15 protein-coding genes are annotated in these 14,568 nt (G+C 50.2%); 3 read left to right on the top strand and 12 right to left on the bottom strand.

Going from position 1 to position 14,568, the window contains the following annotated elements; all coding sequences use genetic code 11:
• Nucleotides 1-81 precede the first annotated feature (81 nt).
• The 12 genes from ABGV42_RS12475 to ABGV42_RS12530 form a co-directional block, all read right to left on the bottom strand.
• Nucleotides 82-1,395, bottom strand: coding sequence for a F390 synthetase-related protein (locus tag ABGV42_RS12475; RefSeq protein WP_347381923.1), 1,314 nt, complete (start codon nt 1,393-1,395; stop codon nt 82-84).
• Nucleotides 1,392-2,252 carry an MBL fold metallo-hydrolase gene (locus ABGV42_RS12480; protein ID WP_347381924.1) on the bottom strand — a complete coding sequence of 287 codons (861 nt, stop codon included), beginning with the start codon at nt 2,250-2,252 and terminating at the stop codon, nt 1,392-1,394. The genes ABGV42_RS12475 and ABGV42_RS12480 overlap by 4 nt, the downstream gene beginning before the upstream one ends.
• Entirely contained in the window at nt 2,246-3,241 is a 996-nt protein-coding gene (locus ABGV42_RS12485; RefSeq protein ID WP_347381925.1) for an NAD-dependent epimerase/dehydratase family protein, read from the bottom strand. Before ABGV42_RS12485 ends, ABGV42_RS12480 begins: the two co-directional genes overlap by 7 nt.
• The gene (locus tag ABGV42_RS12490; RefSeq protein ID WP_347381926.1) at nt 3,238-4,458 is read right to left on the bottom strand and encodes an ATP-grasp domain-containing protein; all 1,221 of its coding nucleotides are present in this window, start codon (nt 4,456-4,458) and stop codon (nt 3,238-3,240) included. Before ABGV42_RS12490 ends, ABGV42_RS12485 begins: the two co-directional genes overlap by 4 nt.
• Nucleotides 4,448-5,449, bottom strand: a complete 1,002-nt coding sequence (locus tag ABGV42_RS12495) for a beta-ketoacyl-ACP synthase III (protein WP_347381927.1) — start codon at nt 5,447-5,449, stop codon at nt 4,448-4,450. The genes ABGV42_RS12490 and ABGV42_RS12495 overlap by 11 nt, the downstream gene beginning before the upstream one ends.
• A gap of 167 nt (nt 5,450-5,616) precedes the next feature.
• Nucleotides 5,617-6,498 (bottom strand): TIGR01777 family oxidoreductase, encoded by an 882-nt coding sequence (locus ABGV42_RS12500; RefSeq protein WP_347381928.1) that lies wholly within the window; start codon nt 6,496-6,498, stop codon nt 5,617-5,619.
• A 79-nt stretch (nt 6,499-6,577) separates the two neighbouring features.
• Nucleotides 6,578-7,096, bottom strand: coding sequence for a hypothetical protein (locus ABGV42_RS12505; RefSeq protein ID WP_347381929.1), 519 nt, complete (start codon nt 7,094-7,096; stop codon nt 6,578-6,580).
• Between the two features lie 188 nt (nt 7,097-7,284).
• Nucleotides 7,285-8,016, bottom strand: a complete 732-nt coding sequence (locus tag ABGV42_RS12510) for a YdcF family protein (protein WP_347381930.1) — start codon at nt 8,014-8,016, stop codon at nt 7,285-7,287.
• 181 nt (nt 8,017-8,197) lie between these two features.
• A complete protein-coding gene (locus ABGV42_RS12515; protein ID WP_347381931.1) occupies nt 8,198-8,749 on the bottom strand; it encodes a nucleotidyltransferase family protein in 552 nt (183 codons plus the stop codon).
• 196 nt (nt 8,750-8,945) lie between these two features.
• Nucleotides 8,946-9,827, bottom strand: coding sequence for a glycoside hydrolase family 43 protein (locus ABGV42_RS12520; protein WP_347383219.1), 882 nt, complete (start codon nt 9,825-9,827; stop codon nt 8,946-8,948).
• 79 nt (nt 9,828-9,906) lie between these two features.
• Complete coding sequence (locus ABGV42_RS12525) at nt 9,907-10,764, bottom strand: EamA family transporter (protein WP_347381932.1); 858 nt, start codon at nt 10,762-10,764, stop codon at nt 9,907-9,909.
• A gap of 35 nt (nt 10,765-10,799) precedes the next feature.
• Nucleotides 10,800-11,774, bottom strand: a complete 975-nt coding sequence (locus tag ABGV42_RS12530) for a metallophosphoesterase family protein (protein ID WP_347381933.1) — start codon at nt 11,772-11,774, stop codon at nt 10,800-10,802.
• A gap of 210 nt (nt 11,775-11,984) precedes the next feature.
• Between ABGV42_RS12530 and ABGV42_RS12535 the strand changes: the two genes are divergently transcribed.
• The 3 genes from ABGV42_RS12535 (at nt 11,985) to ABGV42_RS12545 (ending at nt 14,566) form a co-directional block, all read left to right on the top strand.
• Nucleotides 11,985-12,755, top strand: coding sequence for a DeoR/GlpR family DNA-binding transcription regulator (locus tag ABGV42_RS12535; RefSeq protein WP_347381934.1), 771 nt, complete (start codon nt 11,985-11,987; stop codon nt 12,753-12,755).
• 74 nt (nt 12,756-12,829) lie between these two features.
• A complete protein-coding gene (locus tag ABGV42_RS12540; protein ID WP_347381935.1) occupies nt 12,830-13,375 on the top strand; it encodes a TetR/AcrR family transcriptional regulator in 546 nt (181 codons plus the stop codon).
• Between the two features lie 72 nt (nt 13,376-13,447).
• Nucleotides 13,448-14,566 (top strand): MFS transporter, encoded by a 1,119-nt coding sequence (locus ABGV42_RS12545; protein ID WP_347381936.1) that lies wholly within the window; start codon nt 13,448-13,450, stop codon nt 14,564-14,566.
• The last annotated feature ends 2 nt before the right edge of the window (nt 14,567-14,568 follow it).

Genomic DNA, 14,568 nt, shown 5'->3' on the forward strand with positions numbered 1-14,568 from the left:
GTTCCACCTTCCTCCATTGAATCTATTAGCTCTTCGATTTGAGCATCACATGGTTAATATCCACTTCGCTCAAGTCCAAGTTCAAGTGTGCTGCCTCTCCACTCTGCGCATTTTGGTCATTCCCGGTTCAAATGTATATGGAACATAATCCGTCTGTGGCACAGCGCACTCAAGCCGCTCTCCCAGCTTCAACAGTTGACGCTGCACCTCGGCCTTTACCTGCACAGGGTCACCGCCTTCACCAAGGCGAAGAGCGATTTCCAGTGATCCGTCCCTACGCTGAACGACCCGGTAGTGCTCCAGATCAGCGGAAGCGGCAATGACCGCACGGGTGATGAAGTCGGGAAATACGGGTACGTCTTCGCGGGTATGAAGGTGTGAAAAATAAAGCGTGTCATCACAGCGTCCTTCGATTCGCTCAATGGCGGTAAAGGGAGAGCCGCAGTCACATGGGACGTCCGCCTCGGTTAGAATGTCATTCAGCCGATACCGGATTATCGGCTGTGATGTTCTGGAGAAATCCGTAATAATGGGGACAAATCGCCGGGAAGCCGGATCAATAAACTCTTTTTCGATATGGACAATATCTTCATTCAAATGTAATGTACCAAGACGGCAGGTCGCGCCCAGAAATCCCTCTGTGCACTGGTAGACCTGATGAATGGTTTGACCAAGGACGCGCTCCAGCACCTTGCGATCAAGCGGATCGAGGACTTCGGCAACAGAGATGATTTTATCGGGTATCGCGGTCAACGAACCCGCTTGATAGGCATCAGCCAGCATTCTAAGCATGGATGGAGGGGCTACCCACACAGTGGGACGATACTCTTCCATACGCTTGACCAAGCTATGCACGGGTTCCAGCAGATCAAAATACTGAAATTGCAGCTTGCCCCGCTGCACCGATTCATACAGATTACTGTTAGCCCGCAGGAAAAAGGCAATCTTGGCAGGTTTCCACAGCCCGCCAGGCAGCAGCTTGGCCAGCACCGTGCCGGTCCAGGCATCCTGCTCACGCTCACTCACGAGAAATAATCCCCGGTTCCCTGACGTCCCAGAGGAAAGACCAACCGTAATGCCTTGAACAGACGGCTTAAAATCACGTGTGTCCTCACTTTCTCCGGCGAGAGCCATGGCCTCATCCTTCGAAATCCCGACTGTGTTGAGCTGATCGAAATGCCGCATCATGATCTTTTTGTCGATTATCGGAAAGCTCCTCCACGTCGCTGCGTCGGCATCTCGCCACCACTCCCGGTAAAACGGAGACTGTACACGGACTCGCCCGATATGCCGAAGAATCTGACGTTCCTGCCAGCGTTCAAGCTCCTCACGTGTCTTCCATTTTCGCAGTCCGCGTGCCAATGCATAATGATAGACAATACGCAGTGTACTCATAGGTAATCTCCTCCCATCCCCCGAGCGCTCAGCGCTTCCAGGCAATGGCTGGGTACAATCCGAATCTCGGGAAACTGCTGGTGCAGCCGCACGAGCTTGTCAAAATTTTTTCTGTATTCGGATCGATCTGACATAATTATGCCTGCGAGCGCATGGGGTCTGCGCTGTTCACGGAAAGCCCGGCTGGACCACACGGTATCGGCGCACAGAAAATAGTCCTGTTCTCCCGTGCTAAGCAAGATTCCGATCATGCCTTCCGCATGACCGGATACCTCCACGCCAAGCAGGCTGCCATCGCCGAAGATATCGTATACCTCGGAAAAAGGGAATCCTTCTGACGCCCTCGTCCATCGCTCTGGCTGTCTCATCAGCGGCAAGGATCGGTCCGCAAAATCTCCCGGCAGAAGTCCGGATAGAAAGCCGGCCTTTACGGCAGCCAATGGCCCGAGTGATCGCACGGCGTCATACGCCTTTGGCAGATAGATGAGCTGCGCCTCCGGGAAGTCACGCACTCCAGCGATATGGTCGCCATGAAAATGGGAGAGAATGATATATCGAATATCAGATGCGTTTAACCCTAATCGGGCAAGAAATTGTACCGCACTGTCTTCTTCACGGTACACCACAGGCGTTATATGACGATACAGCGCATTGGGCAGATGTGCCGTCTCCTTGAAAAAACGGGAGCTGTACCCCGTGTCCAGCAGCATCGGACCATGCACGGGATGAATAATACAGGCAAAGCCCGCAGGAAAGGGCACTGGCCGTAACCTTCCGCCCCGTATCGTCAGAAATTCCGGATGTGTGCAGAAGCCTGCCGCCCCCAGATGAAGTTCTACCTTCGTTGTTGTCAGCATGATTCTGCCCTCCACCAATCTGCAAACTGCTGCAGACCTTCTTCAATGGTTACTCTCGGTATGTACCCTATTCGCTCTCGGGCGTCATGAATATCCAGCGTTTGCGGAATAGCTAACGAACCCACCGAGTACCTGGTCAGCTGCGGTTCGCCTAGCATTGGCAGGAGACGATGCACACCCTCCAGCAGCGCTGCTGCTCCATAAGCTGCCCGATAGGGAATATTTCGACGATGCAGCGGCATACCCAGCAATCCAAACAGGCGACTCACCAGTTCGTGGAACGGCCTCGGGTCGCCATTGGAAATATTGTACGCCCTTCCCAGCGCTTCAGACGGCGCATTCCAGCATAATAACAGCGCATCCACGACATTATCCACACAAGTGAGATCAATGACTGCCTTGCCGTCCCCAATCATGGGCACACCTGATTTACTGTTGGCTGCAACGATTCGGGGAAAAAGCGTCTGATCATACGGGCCGAAGATGGCTCTCGGGCGAATCATAATGGATGGAAGTCCGTTCGCATGGGCCTGCAGCACCACTTGCTCTGCGATTCTTTTGGTCGCTGCATAATGGTTGGCTGGTTTGGTTGGCATGGGGTCATGCTCATGAATGTCGTATCGGGGTACATAATTAAAATACACGCTCGGCGTAGATACGTGGATGAATCGCTGTACCCCTGCACGCATGCTACCCTCTACCAGATGCTGCGTTCCTTCCACATTGCTGCTGTAGAAGTCCTGGTATTTGCCCCATGGCGATGATAGTGCCGCACAGTGAAAGACGGCATCCTGGTTGGCACATGCCTCGGCTGCAGCTGCCTTGTCACGCAGATCACCTTGGTAAAATTGGATGCCTTCGGCTTCAAGCTGTACACCGTATTCTTTTTTTCGGCCCATCCCCGTCACTCTCCAACCCTGCTCTGCGAGCCTTAACGCCAGATGTCTGCCCAGACAACCCGTTGCTCCTGTAACCAATGCTCTACTCATGGTTGTTCACCGTTCCATTCTATGTCGTGAGTCAATGCTTCAGTCAGAGATAGCTTGTATTTGCGTGCAAGACGCCAGGCGGACATTACAATGGCTGCTTGCTCCAGCATGGGGCGAGTGTCATTGCGCAGATGCACAACATCTCTCGTCCCTCGCCAAGCTGTCATCCATGCCCGCCAATTATCCGGTCGTCCAATCTGCTGCAATCCGCTGCCCAGCATAGGCAGCAGGAGCATGGCCCTGCTATGCTGCCTCGGGGTTATCAGGATACCTTCCTTCGCTAGTGCCTCAGGCGCAATGATGGCATGTACCAATTCATCACCCGGGTAGAACAAATGAATTCCGCTCGTAGCCCTGGGATTACATTCAATTGCAAACACCCGACCCTCCGGTCCTTCAATAAAATCAAAACCAATCTGACCACTAAATCGAGTAGTCCCTACAAATTGCCGGACCCACTCATATGTACCCTCGTGTTCCACTTGTTCAAAAAAGACACTGGCTCCCACGCTCCCTGTCCGATAGCGACTGTCATACGTGGAATGCGCCACAATGCGCCCTTCATGCACGACGCTGTACGTGCACAATGCTCGCCCAGAAACGTAGGCCTGAGCTACCCAAGGGAGCGCGACTGATATTTCTGCCTCACCCGGAGGTACGTTCTTTGAGCCTGGCATGCGAACTCTGGCGGCAAATCGGGAATATACCGGCTTCCATACCCACTTCCCTCCCGTTTCCAGAACAGATTGTGTTCGAATCCATTCTTCCCGGCTGCTAATCAGACGTGTATCCGGTACAGCAAGGCCCATGGATTGTGCAAGCTGGATAAAATGAAATTTATGATGCAGCTTATGTAATTGCTCCAATGGAGAAACAAGAACATGGCAGTGAGGACGCAATTTCTCTGCTCCCTGCGCAATGTAGAACACTTCTTCACACATTGGAATGAGCAGGTCAATCTGCCATGCTTGAATGATCCGTTCCAGCTCAGATAGATATGCTGCTGTTTCATGACGCGGGGATGGCACAGCAAAGCAGCGCTCCACTGCACTGGACAATCTGCACAGATGACGTGAGGCACTCTCCGCAACATACACACGATAACCAGCGCGCCGGAGCATGCGTGCCAGATCAAGCGTAACGGGAGCACGTCCCCCAGTCAGTAATACATTTCGGGTTGCGGCAGCATCATCCGATTCTCTGAATCTAGTAATCAAAAATAAGTCCTCCCAAAGACAACCCAGCGGCCGTTCCGATCATGAGCACCCGATCGCCTCGCCGGATACGCTGCTGCTTGATTGCCTCATGCAGCCCCATGGGAATGGAGGCGGCAATCGTATTACCGTGGTTTCGTGTAATGTCCATAAAGCGATCTTCAGGAATATTCAATTTTTTGCGAATCAATCTCATGGCCATCGCGCTGCCCTGATGCGGAATGACCAGTTTAAAATCTTCCATCCGGTTCCTGGAGGTCTTCAGCATATCCTCCATGAATCCGGGAAGAAGCCTGGAAGCCATTCGGAAGATCGCCTGTCCATCCATATGAAAAAGGTAAGGATCCGGCTGATCAGCCATATAATTCGAGGCATGCAGCCGTGTTCCCCCACCCGCGATTTCCGAGAATCTCGCCCCGCGGCTGTACGTCTTCAGGGAAGCATGCACAATCCGGGAAGCGTCCCCTTCCTCGGAACGTTCGATAATGACCGCAGCAGCTCCATCGCCAAAGAGGGCGGCACTCTCCTTATCCGACCAATTCAAACCTGCAGAAGCGATCTCCGTTGCAACGAGCAGTACCCGGCGGTAACGACCGGCATCCACCATATAGGAGATGACGTCCAGACCGTTCAGAAAACTCAGACAGGTTGCATCCATGTCAAAAGCCGGTATGCCTGATTCATGTTCTCCCATGGCTTGTTGAATGAATACCGCAGTGCTTGGCAAAGGCTGCTCTTTCGTACCGCTGGTACACACCAGACAGTCAATGTCGGCGAATTGCAGTCCTGCGTCGGCAAGCGCAGCTTCAGCAGCTCTCGCGCCCATGAACGAAGACGTTTCTTGACCGGAAGCGTAATGGCGCACCCATACGCCCGTGGCTTTGGAGACCCAGCCAGCAGGCACGTTCAAACGGCTATCCAGCTCCTCGTCCGTTACTTTTCGCTCAGGCAGATACTTGCCCGTTCCGGCAATTCTCACTTTTCTAAGTTGCATTTCCCCTACCTCTTTCTATTTCATCTGACTGATTAAATGACTTATACACTCCACCAGAGACAGCGAAATGCCGGCGGACCCCGTCTCCAGAACATACAGCAGAAGGGCAGATCATCTGCCCTTCCGAATGGAACTTTGTATTCAATAGTGTTGTTCAGTGATCTAGACTATTTCAGAATGTCATGTAGTGCGGTGTCGAGCGTATCGTATATAAACGTGAACCCTTCCTGCTCCATCCTCTCGGGAATAACCCAGCGGCTTTTGAGCACCAGCTCCGTTTCGGTTCTTATAAACCGCGCACCCAGTTCAAGCATCCAGCGAGGAGAAGGAAGTCCAATACGAACACCCATCTGGTGTCTCAGACTCTCCATCAGTTGCCGATTGGTAACCGGATGCGGAGACGAAGCATTAAATACTCCCTCAAGTGCTGGGTGCTGCTGAAGATAAAGGACCATGCGAAACAAATCTTCAATATGAATCCAGCTGAATAGCTGTGTTCCAGCTCCCTGTGATCCGCCCAAGCCAAAACGGACCAGATTCGTTAGCGGCTCCATGACGCCGCCCTTGCCAAGCACAATCGCAATTCGTAAGGCAATCTGGCGGGTAGACGGCAAATTGAATTCGAAAAAAGCCTGTTCCCACGCCTTGGCAACATCCACCGAGAAACCGGAGCCAATCTCACCTTCTTTTTCCGTCATGGGGCGATCTTCTGCATGTCTGTATATTGTGGCCGTACTCGAATTGATCCACAGTTCAGGCGGATGGTCACAAGCAAGAACAGATTCGCCAAGAATACGTGTAGTACGGGTTCTGGACTCTAGGATAATCCTGCGATTCTCGTCTGTGTAACGACAGTTCACAGATTTTCCGGCCAGGTTAATCAACATTTCGGCACCTTCAAGTGCTTGCCTGATCCCATTGGAGTCCTCCCAGGCAATATGACCTGGCTGACGTGAGATGATAAGCACCTCATAGCCAAGTTTCTTGAATCTTTGCGCAAAATCCTGACCAACAAATCCCGTACCCCCGGCCAATACAACCTTTTTCACGGTATCCCCTCATTTCCATAAGCGATAAGACAATCCCTTATATATGGATAAACACGGTTTCTACACGTTTCGTTCGATGTTATCTGGCACCCATGGCTGTATACAGTCGATCCCGCTCTTGAATAGCCCAGGTGTTCGACGGATTCTGTTCCAGCTGATAACGGAGTTCGTCATAGAAATCATGAATCATGAACCCTTCGGGCAGTGTCCCAAGCATGCTTGCAAAATCATACGCCGGCAGGGCTCTCTGTCCTTCCCCAACCTGCTTCAACCAATTCATCCACGAAGCTAGATCAAGCACTTCTTCCTGCCACAGTTCTGCCTGTAATCCCAGTGCATCCTGAAGCTGCTCATAGGCAGCCGGATCAGGGAACTGCCGACAGGCCTTAACAGCCAATTCATACAGCTCGATTAGAGCAGGCCGTACTTCATGCTTAACTTCCATTTCCAAACCTTCAGTAAAATCCTCAACCCGGATGCTCAGGCCGTCATCATACAGCAATGGCGCGTGTGCAAGCAGGCGTACAATCTCTTCCATGTCGTTCGTTGAAATTTCCTTTTGCTCATAGAGAGCAGGTAACAGATATGCTGTAATCATTGTTCACTCCTACATCGTTCTTCTATTAATGACGTATATTATAACATGATTTGGCTTGGTATCCTTGAATTCACTTGAACAATGACAAAAAGCAGTTAAGCCAGAATTCATTCTGCTCGACTGCTTTTTGCATATTCTTGTACTATAAGACCTCGATAAACATTTAAGAGAGAATAGAGAACGTTAACTTACATAAAAGCCTTGACCACCGCAAAATATTCACGGATCATGTTGATCGGTTTCAGGTATCCCGGTGACGGGGCCGATATACCGTATTCGGCAGCGTAGCCGTTTTTGGCAGCCAGATACTTGGAACGGAACATATGGTAGTCACTGGTGACAATCATGATCTCGGGATGCTCCAGCCCCGCTTCGTCTATTATTCTTTTTGAAAAAGCCATATTCTCCTGCGTACTGGTTGACTTGTCTTCCATAATAATCTGGGCTGGCGTGATTCCCTGTTCCACAAGATAGTTCTTCATTGCGAGTGCTTCAGGAATCGACTCCCCAGGCCCCTGCCCCCCGGATACAATGACCGGCGTCTGCGGGTGGTTGCGGATATAGTCCAGGCTGGCATCCAGCCTCTGCTTCAGTGTCAGTGACAACTCTGTACCTTTGATGCCTGATCCCAGGATAATCACATAATCTGCCTGTTCCGGATCATTCGCATGAAGCTGCGTAAATACCAGTGCTTCAATAATGACAAAAGAAACTGCCCCAATACCGAACCCCGTTAACAAAATTCGCTTAAGCACCACGTGCTTCTGATAGTTAATCCGTCGAAGTACGATAAAAGCCACTGTAAGCAGCCCAAAAAACATCACCGCGAAACTCCGGCCCCAGAATATCAGAAATACAACAAAACAGGCCACAAGAACAAGATCAATGATCAGGCCTTTATCTCGAATAAACTTTATCATAAACCGGGTAACACTCCTTCTTGAACCTGCACTGCTCGCTCTCTACGGATCTCATAGTCAGGCTGTTGTATACCGAATAAACTAATCATATCAATGTTTGTTACGACCGGAAATCTGCCACCATGTTCCATTCATCGTATATGAGCAGGTTCGCTGAGAGGTCCACATCGACCTCTGGAACTTAATCCATAACAATCGTGAGCTTCGGCCATTGTTCCTGCCAGCGCTTTTTCTCTACACGCCGGGTGTACTCCTTGGTGTCCTTATATAGTGGACTTCGGCGAACGATTAACGCGTATAGATCATCCAATCCATGCGGGGCACAGATCCCAATCTGGTCCTGTTCATCCAGCTGCACGCCTATGGCCGTTACGACTTCGGGCCAGTACAGCAGGGCATCTTTTGTAGACTGGTAAGGCGCTGTACCATTGCGCAGATGCATTCTGGCCTGGTTTTTCACAGACCACTTGGGATTGCCTGTCGCCTCCCGCAGCTGCTGCTCCAGTCGTACATCGCGCTCTTCATTCAAGTCTTCGGGATCGAAGTATACCACATCAATATCGCTATGCAGTTCACGCCGAGTATATCCATGAAGGAGATCCCAAATATAATTACGAATATACCCCGCACCGATGTAACACTGAGGCAGCTCCAGGCTCCGAACTCGCCGCAAATCATGCATTAATTTCTCATGGGCCATTATGGACTGGAGGAAGCTATCCTCATGCAGCACCTGATCCTCTCCTTTACTTCTTTGTTCTTCAGTCCCTATTCTATGACTCTACCTCTTTGAACTCGTCTGACTCCAATATACCATGCTTGAGCACCTTCGATAAAATAGACAAATCCCCTCAGTCCCTACCTCGAGGAGATCATCCGGACAGATGCTCCTAAAGGTACGTCTAATACTGAGGGGATTTGAGAAATATTTATTTGGAAGCTTCAACAAGCATAAGTTCTCCATCTTTTTCCTGAATGGGAATAATAACCGGACGTTCATTCGGATGATCGTTTGGTGTATGGATGGTGAGAAACAGCCGACCTTCGAACGTACGGAATAACATGCCGTGTCCACCGTTTTCGCTAAATAGTGGTGAATCATCCTGCTTCCATGGACCTTGCGGTTTACCCGATACCGAGCGTGCCAGACCCAGCGTATAACCATCTTGTCCTGTTGTGGACCACATCATAATCAGCTCATTATTTTGCATCCGGTACAGAAAAGGACCATCCGTAACATAACGGCTACGCTGTTCTCCGCTTCCGACGGACCATGTAGCTTCAGAAGCCCGAAACAGCAGCATGGGCTCGCCAATCGTTCCTTTTAAATCCGGAGTCAGTCGAACCGCATACATCTCGCCATCCTCGACCTGCACCCATTCCTTGCAAAATATCATCCAGGGATCACCGTGATCGTCCACGTACAGCGTGCCGTCCAGGCATTCCCAACCGGGAGGAGTGAGGGAGCGGCTCCACAAATCGAACGGGCCTTCGGGCTGGTCAGCCACCAGCACACCGGTTACCCTCGGGACTCCGTCAGCCTTGAAGCTGGCAAACATATAATAACGCCCCTCCCATTCATACACTTCCGGAGCCCAATAATGATGATCAGACCAAAAATCCGCAGGCGGACGGAAACACGGAATCGGCCCATGCCAAGCCTCCAAATCATCGCTCTCATAAACATCGAAGCCGATCGCTGGGCCATTCCACACATTTTGTCCAATGGAACCGTACAAATAGTATTTCTTTCGGGACGGCAGAGCCAGTATGTAGGGATCACGAAAATGGATATCTTCCAAACGGTGCACCTTCAATGATTCATCCTCCTTGTGAAAGCGGTTCAATATTGACGAGTATACACCATATCTCCAGAAACTGGAATTATGATTATCCCCACATACCAATAAGCAGGATTCCGCCAAAAATGACGATGGAGCAGAGAATGCGCTTTTTCCCCTGCTGCTCTTTCAATAATAAAATGCCGAGAAACGCCGCAAATACCGTTCCCACTTCACGCAAAGGGCCCAGTCTCGCCATGGGAGCCTGTTGTAAAGCAAACAGAAACAACAGATACGAACCTGGGTTTAATAGTGCCCCAAGCATAATGGTAGACCGGTTTACTTTCCACTCCTGGCGCAATTGCCGGGATGCAAGAAGCGCAGGAGTCAATCCGGCGACAAATCCGATGTTCGTCACCTCAAGCAGCGACAAGGGCGAGATATGCTGCAGGTTCAATTTGTCCACAAATACATAACTGGTCGTACATAGTCCCACACATAAAGCCATCAGGACAGGTTTTAATCCCTGTTTCGAAGAGGCTTTCCTGGCATCTCCTCCTCCTACCCCGCTAAGCACCATAAATCCACCGAGCATACAGGCAATCCCAATCCATCCGAACGACGACAAGGTTTCCCCCAGGAAAATGACCCCGATTAAAGGTACGAGCAAGGTACTCGTTCCCCGCATAATCGGATAAATCTGCGACAAGTCACCGAGCTCATAGGTTTGAGATAACAGCCAGGAATAGAGCGCCTGCAAAGCCATCGACAGAACCAAGAGTGCATAAGCCGGCATGGTTAAGGGTTCACGCACCAACTCCACAATGAGTACAGGCAGCAGGATGACGGTAGGGATCATCATAATGGACCATAGAAATACACTTTTATTCAAGCTTCGCTTGGTGAACATACTCCAGACGGCATGTGCCATTCCGGATGCGAGCACCAGAACTATCGGTAAAATCATAAGTTATTAATTCCTCTCTGCTTCCCCTGCTCTTTTCAAATGGATTTTGCCGAAGCGGTGCGCTCAGGTTGATGTTCCGGCTGTTCCATGACGAGCGACCCGTCTTCGAGACGAATCCAGGTGTCGAAGCTGCGCTGCCCTGCCTGCAACCGAATGACTCTTCCCCCGCGCAGCATACCTTCTCTTCCATAGGTATTATGACCGCTCGAGCGCCCGTAACAGAGATGAATGCCGTGGAGTTCCCCGTGAAAATCATTCACGTGATCATGCCCGCAAAACGTACCCATCACATCGCCCATCTCCAGCAGCGCTGAGAAGAGCCCGGAGTTGACTTGTGCAGCACAGACGGGTTCGTGCTTGCCGCCGTAGCATGTCTGAGTGTCCCACATCACTTGATATTCCGGAATCGGGATATGGAAAAACGCCAGGGCTGGAAGCTTCTCCCCGCGGCTGCGGCCGGGATTTACGCGTGCGGATTCAGACATCAGCCATTGGATCTGATTGGGCTGAATCCAGCCATAACCGGGGATCTCCGGGAACCCCGAATAGCTTCCCGAATCAAGAAAATACAACACCGCTGCCGGAGTGCCATCCGCTCCTGCAATCTCGAGTGTGTAATTGCCCAAGCCTGCAATGTCGCAGGGACCCGGTTCCGCTACCGTATGCTCATGTTCCTGAATGACATCCATCAGACCAGCGGGGGTAATCCGATTCTCGGTATCATGGTTACCGTATACAAATGCCCACGGAATACCACATCCCTCCACAACAGATACAGCTTCACGAAAGGCCTGCTCGGGGTGTTCACACGCCTTCTTCCCCGGATCAACGGGGCCTGTGTAGATGACATCTCCCGTAAATACAACCAGATCCGGCTGCTCCGTTTCAATGACCGTTCTCATCAACTGACGGGTGCGCAGGTCTTCAGGCCGCCCATCTTTCCAATGCAGATCTGTAAACTGAACAATTTTAAACGTTTCATCTGCTTGAAATGCAAGCGGTCGTCTCATATCGATTCCCCCTAATAATTGGTTATGTACATTCACCACATCATTGTGGTTTTATGTGGTTTTATGTTGTTTGTTTGATCCGATCTTATCTCCACCACTTCATCCTGTCAATACATTATTCCGGTCATGCAGCAAGCACACTATAGCTAGAAGTATAAAAATTAACGTAGAATAGAAAAAAGAACTAAACGGAATACGGGAGGACAACTCATGTCGTTAACCTACGAAGAACGCAGACAGACCATTTTGGCTCAATTGGCAACCCAGGGAAAGGTTCAGGTGCAGCTGCTGGCTGACCTCTTTCAGGTATCCACGGAGACTATCCGGCGCGATCTGGAGCGGCTTGAAAAGGAAGGTGAATTGCGTAAAGTTTATGGCGGTGCAGTTCGTGTGCGGTCAGGAATGATTGAAGCCCCTTTTCAAAAGCGTTCATTATTGCAAATGACCGAGAAACAGCGCATCGGCGCTGCTGCAGCCTCTCTTATTGAGGATGGGGAAACCGTAATGCTGGACAATGGGACAACCACGCTGGAAATCATGCGCCAGCTGAGAAATCGGTCACAGATCACCGTTATTACCAACTCCGTGCCCATTCTTGCCTGTGCACTGGAGGATTTCGCAGGAAAAATCATTTTTGCCGGAGGCGATATTAATCCCTCTGTACAAGCCTCGACCGGACATCTTGCTCATAAATTGTTGACTCAATTCAAAGTCAACAAAGCATTCATCTCTGCCGGCGGTGTATCGTTAACGGACGGTATCACAGATTATATGCTGGAGGAAGCCCAGATCTCCCGCAAGATGATGGAACGTGCAGAGGAATCTATTCTTGTAGCGGATCACACCAAGTTTGGACGCTCCACCTTTGCACGGATTGCACCCCTGGATCAGATTTCCATGGTGATTACGGACGATGGATGTCCCGCAGAGTGGGTCGACGCTCTGCATCGAATGGAAATTGAAATGCTTCACAGAATTTGACAACAGGATCAGATTGTTATAATTTGGGGTATAATGATCGTTCTATCTGATTCATAAAGGGAGAGAGTATAGCTATGAGCAGCAAAAAGGAAATGCTGTTAAACGTGGCGGAAGAATTATTCTATCATCATGGATTTCACTCCATCGGTCTGAAGCGGATTATCACGGATGCAGATATTGCCATCATGACGTTATATAATCACTTTGATTCCAAGGATGATCTCATTGTCGAAGTCCTTCTTAGGCGAGAACAGCGGTACCTGGAACAACTAAGACAGTATGCAGATAACAAGGCACAGCCCCTGTTTCAGAATTTAGCCGAAGGGCATGCACGCTGGCTGATGGAACATGAATCCCGAGGTTGTATGTTTTTGCGTGCCAAGGAAGAGTTTGGCGGTGATCCGGAACACGTCATCGTTCAAGCCGTTCATGCGCACAAAAAACATGTGATGACCCTGATAAAAAAATTGGATGCGTCCATTACGGATCAGGACTTAATCCGATTTTCCCTACTCTTAGAGGGCTCCACCGCGCTCGCTGAGACCCAAGATGTGAACATCGTCTGCCGGGAATTGCTTGATATGACTCGAAACAGTTTCAAGTCGTCCCACACCGGGTGAGTTATAGTTCAACTCACTTTTTTATTTCAGCAGAAATATAATGATCGTTCTATCTAGAAAAAGGCGGTGGATATGTTGAAAAAAATTATTTTTCCCGGGATCGCACTTATTTCGGTATGTTATGCGTTCGGAAGATTCAGTTACGGCCTGTTTATGCCGGAAATTTCGGAATCGCTGCAGCTCAATGATACACAGTCCGGTGCAATCAATTCGGCTACTTACATAGCCTATTGTCTCTCTTTGATCATTGCACCTTTGATTATTAATCGCATCGGTCACTACTCGGTTATTCATATGGCAGGCATAAGTGCCATACTTGGTTTACTTGGCATCGCCCTTTCTCCGAATGCCTTGGTCCTAACCATAGCCGTATTTCTCGCTGGACTGAGTACAGGGCTGGCTTCTCCTGCCCTGGGTAATACCGTCTATGCGGAACTTCCGCCTGAGCAGCAGGCTAGAGGGAACAGCTGGATTAACACGGGAACAAGCTTTGGCATTATCGTTTCGGGTCCCATTTACCTATTGTTCAGTGAATACTGGCGCTGGTCGTACATCTTTTTCGCCGTTCTTGGTGTTTTGGTTCTATTTTGGAATAGACGTGTTCTTTCGACACGGAAAACCGAACCTTGCACCAAATCGCTCTGGGCATGCATGAAACCAACTAGACCCGGTGTAGCTCTGCTTATGGCTTCTCTACTGACAGGCTTCAGTTCTGCGATCTACTGGACGTTCGCACGAAGCTTTCTGACGGACGAAAAAGGGGCCTCCGATTCGGAAGCCGTATTGTTCTGGATTGTGATGGGGATCTTGGGGATTCTGGGCGGATGTGCCGGCCGAATCATTGAACGGATCGGGATCGGACGTTCCTATCATATCGGCATCCTGCTGCTCGCCATTTCACTTGGTGTTATTATTCTGCCATCCATGACTGCCAGCCTAACGTCTGCCGTCATGTTCGGGAGTACCTACATCTTCCTGACCAGCGTGTTTATCGTGTGGGCAACCAGACTATTTCGACCAAATACATCCATTGGGATCAGTCTTGCCTTTCTTGCACTGGGTGCGGGGCAGTTCTTTGGCTCATCCATTGCAGGTTACACGATTGATGCCTTCTCCAACACGACAGCATTTATCGCGTTTGCCGTTCTGGGACTGTTTGGATTGCTGATTCGGGTTAAGGTAGCCGATTAACG

Source organism: Paenibacillus pabuli (assembly GCF_039831995.1).
GTDB lineage: Bacteria > Bacillota > Bacilli > Paenibacillales > Paenibacillaceae > Paenibacillus > Paenibacillus pabuli_C.

Coding starts and splice junctions, on each gene's coding strand:
- ABGV42_RS12530 (WP_347381933.1), bottom strand. CDS start 11,774: ATGAGACGACCGCTTGCATTTCAAGCAGATGAAACGTTTAAAATTGTT.
- ABGV42_RS12535 (WP_347381934.1), top strand. CDS start 11,985: ATGTCGTTAACCTACGAAGAACGCAGACAGACCATTTTGGCTCAATTG.
- ABGV42_RS12505 (WP_347381929.1), bottom strand. CDS start 7,096: ATGATTACAGCATATCTGTTACCTGCTCTCTATGAGCAAAAGGAAATT.
- ABGV42_RS12480 (WP_347381924.1), bottom strand. CDS start 2,252: ATGCTGACAACAACGAAGGTAGAACTTCATCTGGGGGCGGCAGGCTTC.
- ABGV42_RS12525 (WP_347381932.1), bottom strand. CDS start 10,764: ATGATTTTACCGATAGTTCTGGTGCTCGCATCCGGAATGGCACATGCC.
- ABGV42_RS12540 (WP_347381935.1), top strand. CDS start 12,830: ATGAGCAGCAAAAAGGAAATGCTGTTAAACGTGGCGGAAGAATTATTC.
- ABGV42_RS12495 (WP_347381927.1), bottom strand. CDS start 5,449: ATGCAACTTAGAAAAGTGAGAATTGCCGGAACGGGCAAGTATCTGCCT.
- ABGV42_RS12545 (WP_347381936.1), top strand. CDS start 13,448: ATGTTGAAAAAAATTATTTTTCCCGGGATCGCACTTATTTCGGTATGT.
- ABGV42_RS12475 (WP_347381923.1), bottom strand. CDS start 1,395: ATGAGTACACTGCGTATTGTCTATCATTATGCATTGGCACGCGGACTG.
- ABGV42_RS12510 (WP_347381930.1), bottom strand. CDS start 8,016: ATGATAAAGTTTATTCGAGATAAAGGCCTGATCATTGATCTTGTTCTT.
- ABGV42_RS12485 (WP_347381925.1), bottom strand. CDS start 3,241: ATGAGTAGAGCATTGGTTACAGGAGCAACGGGTTGTCTGGGCAGACAT.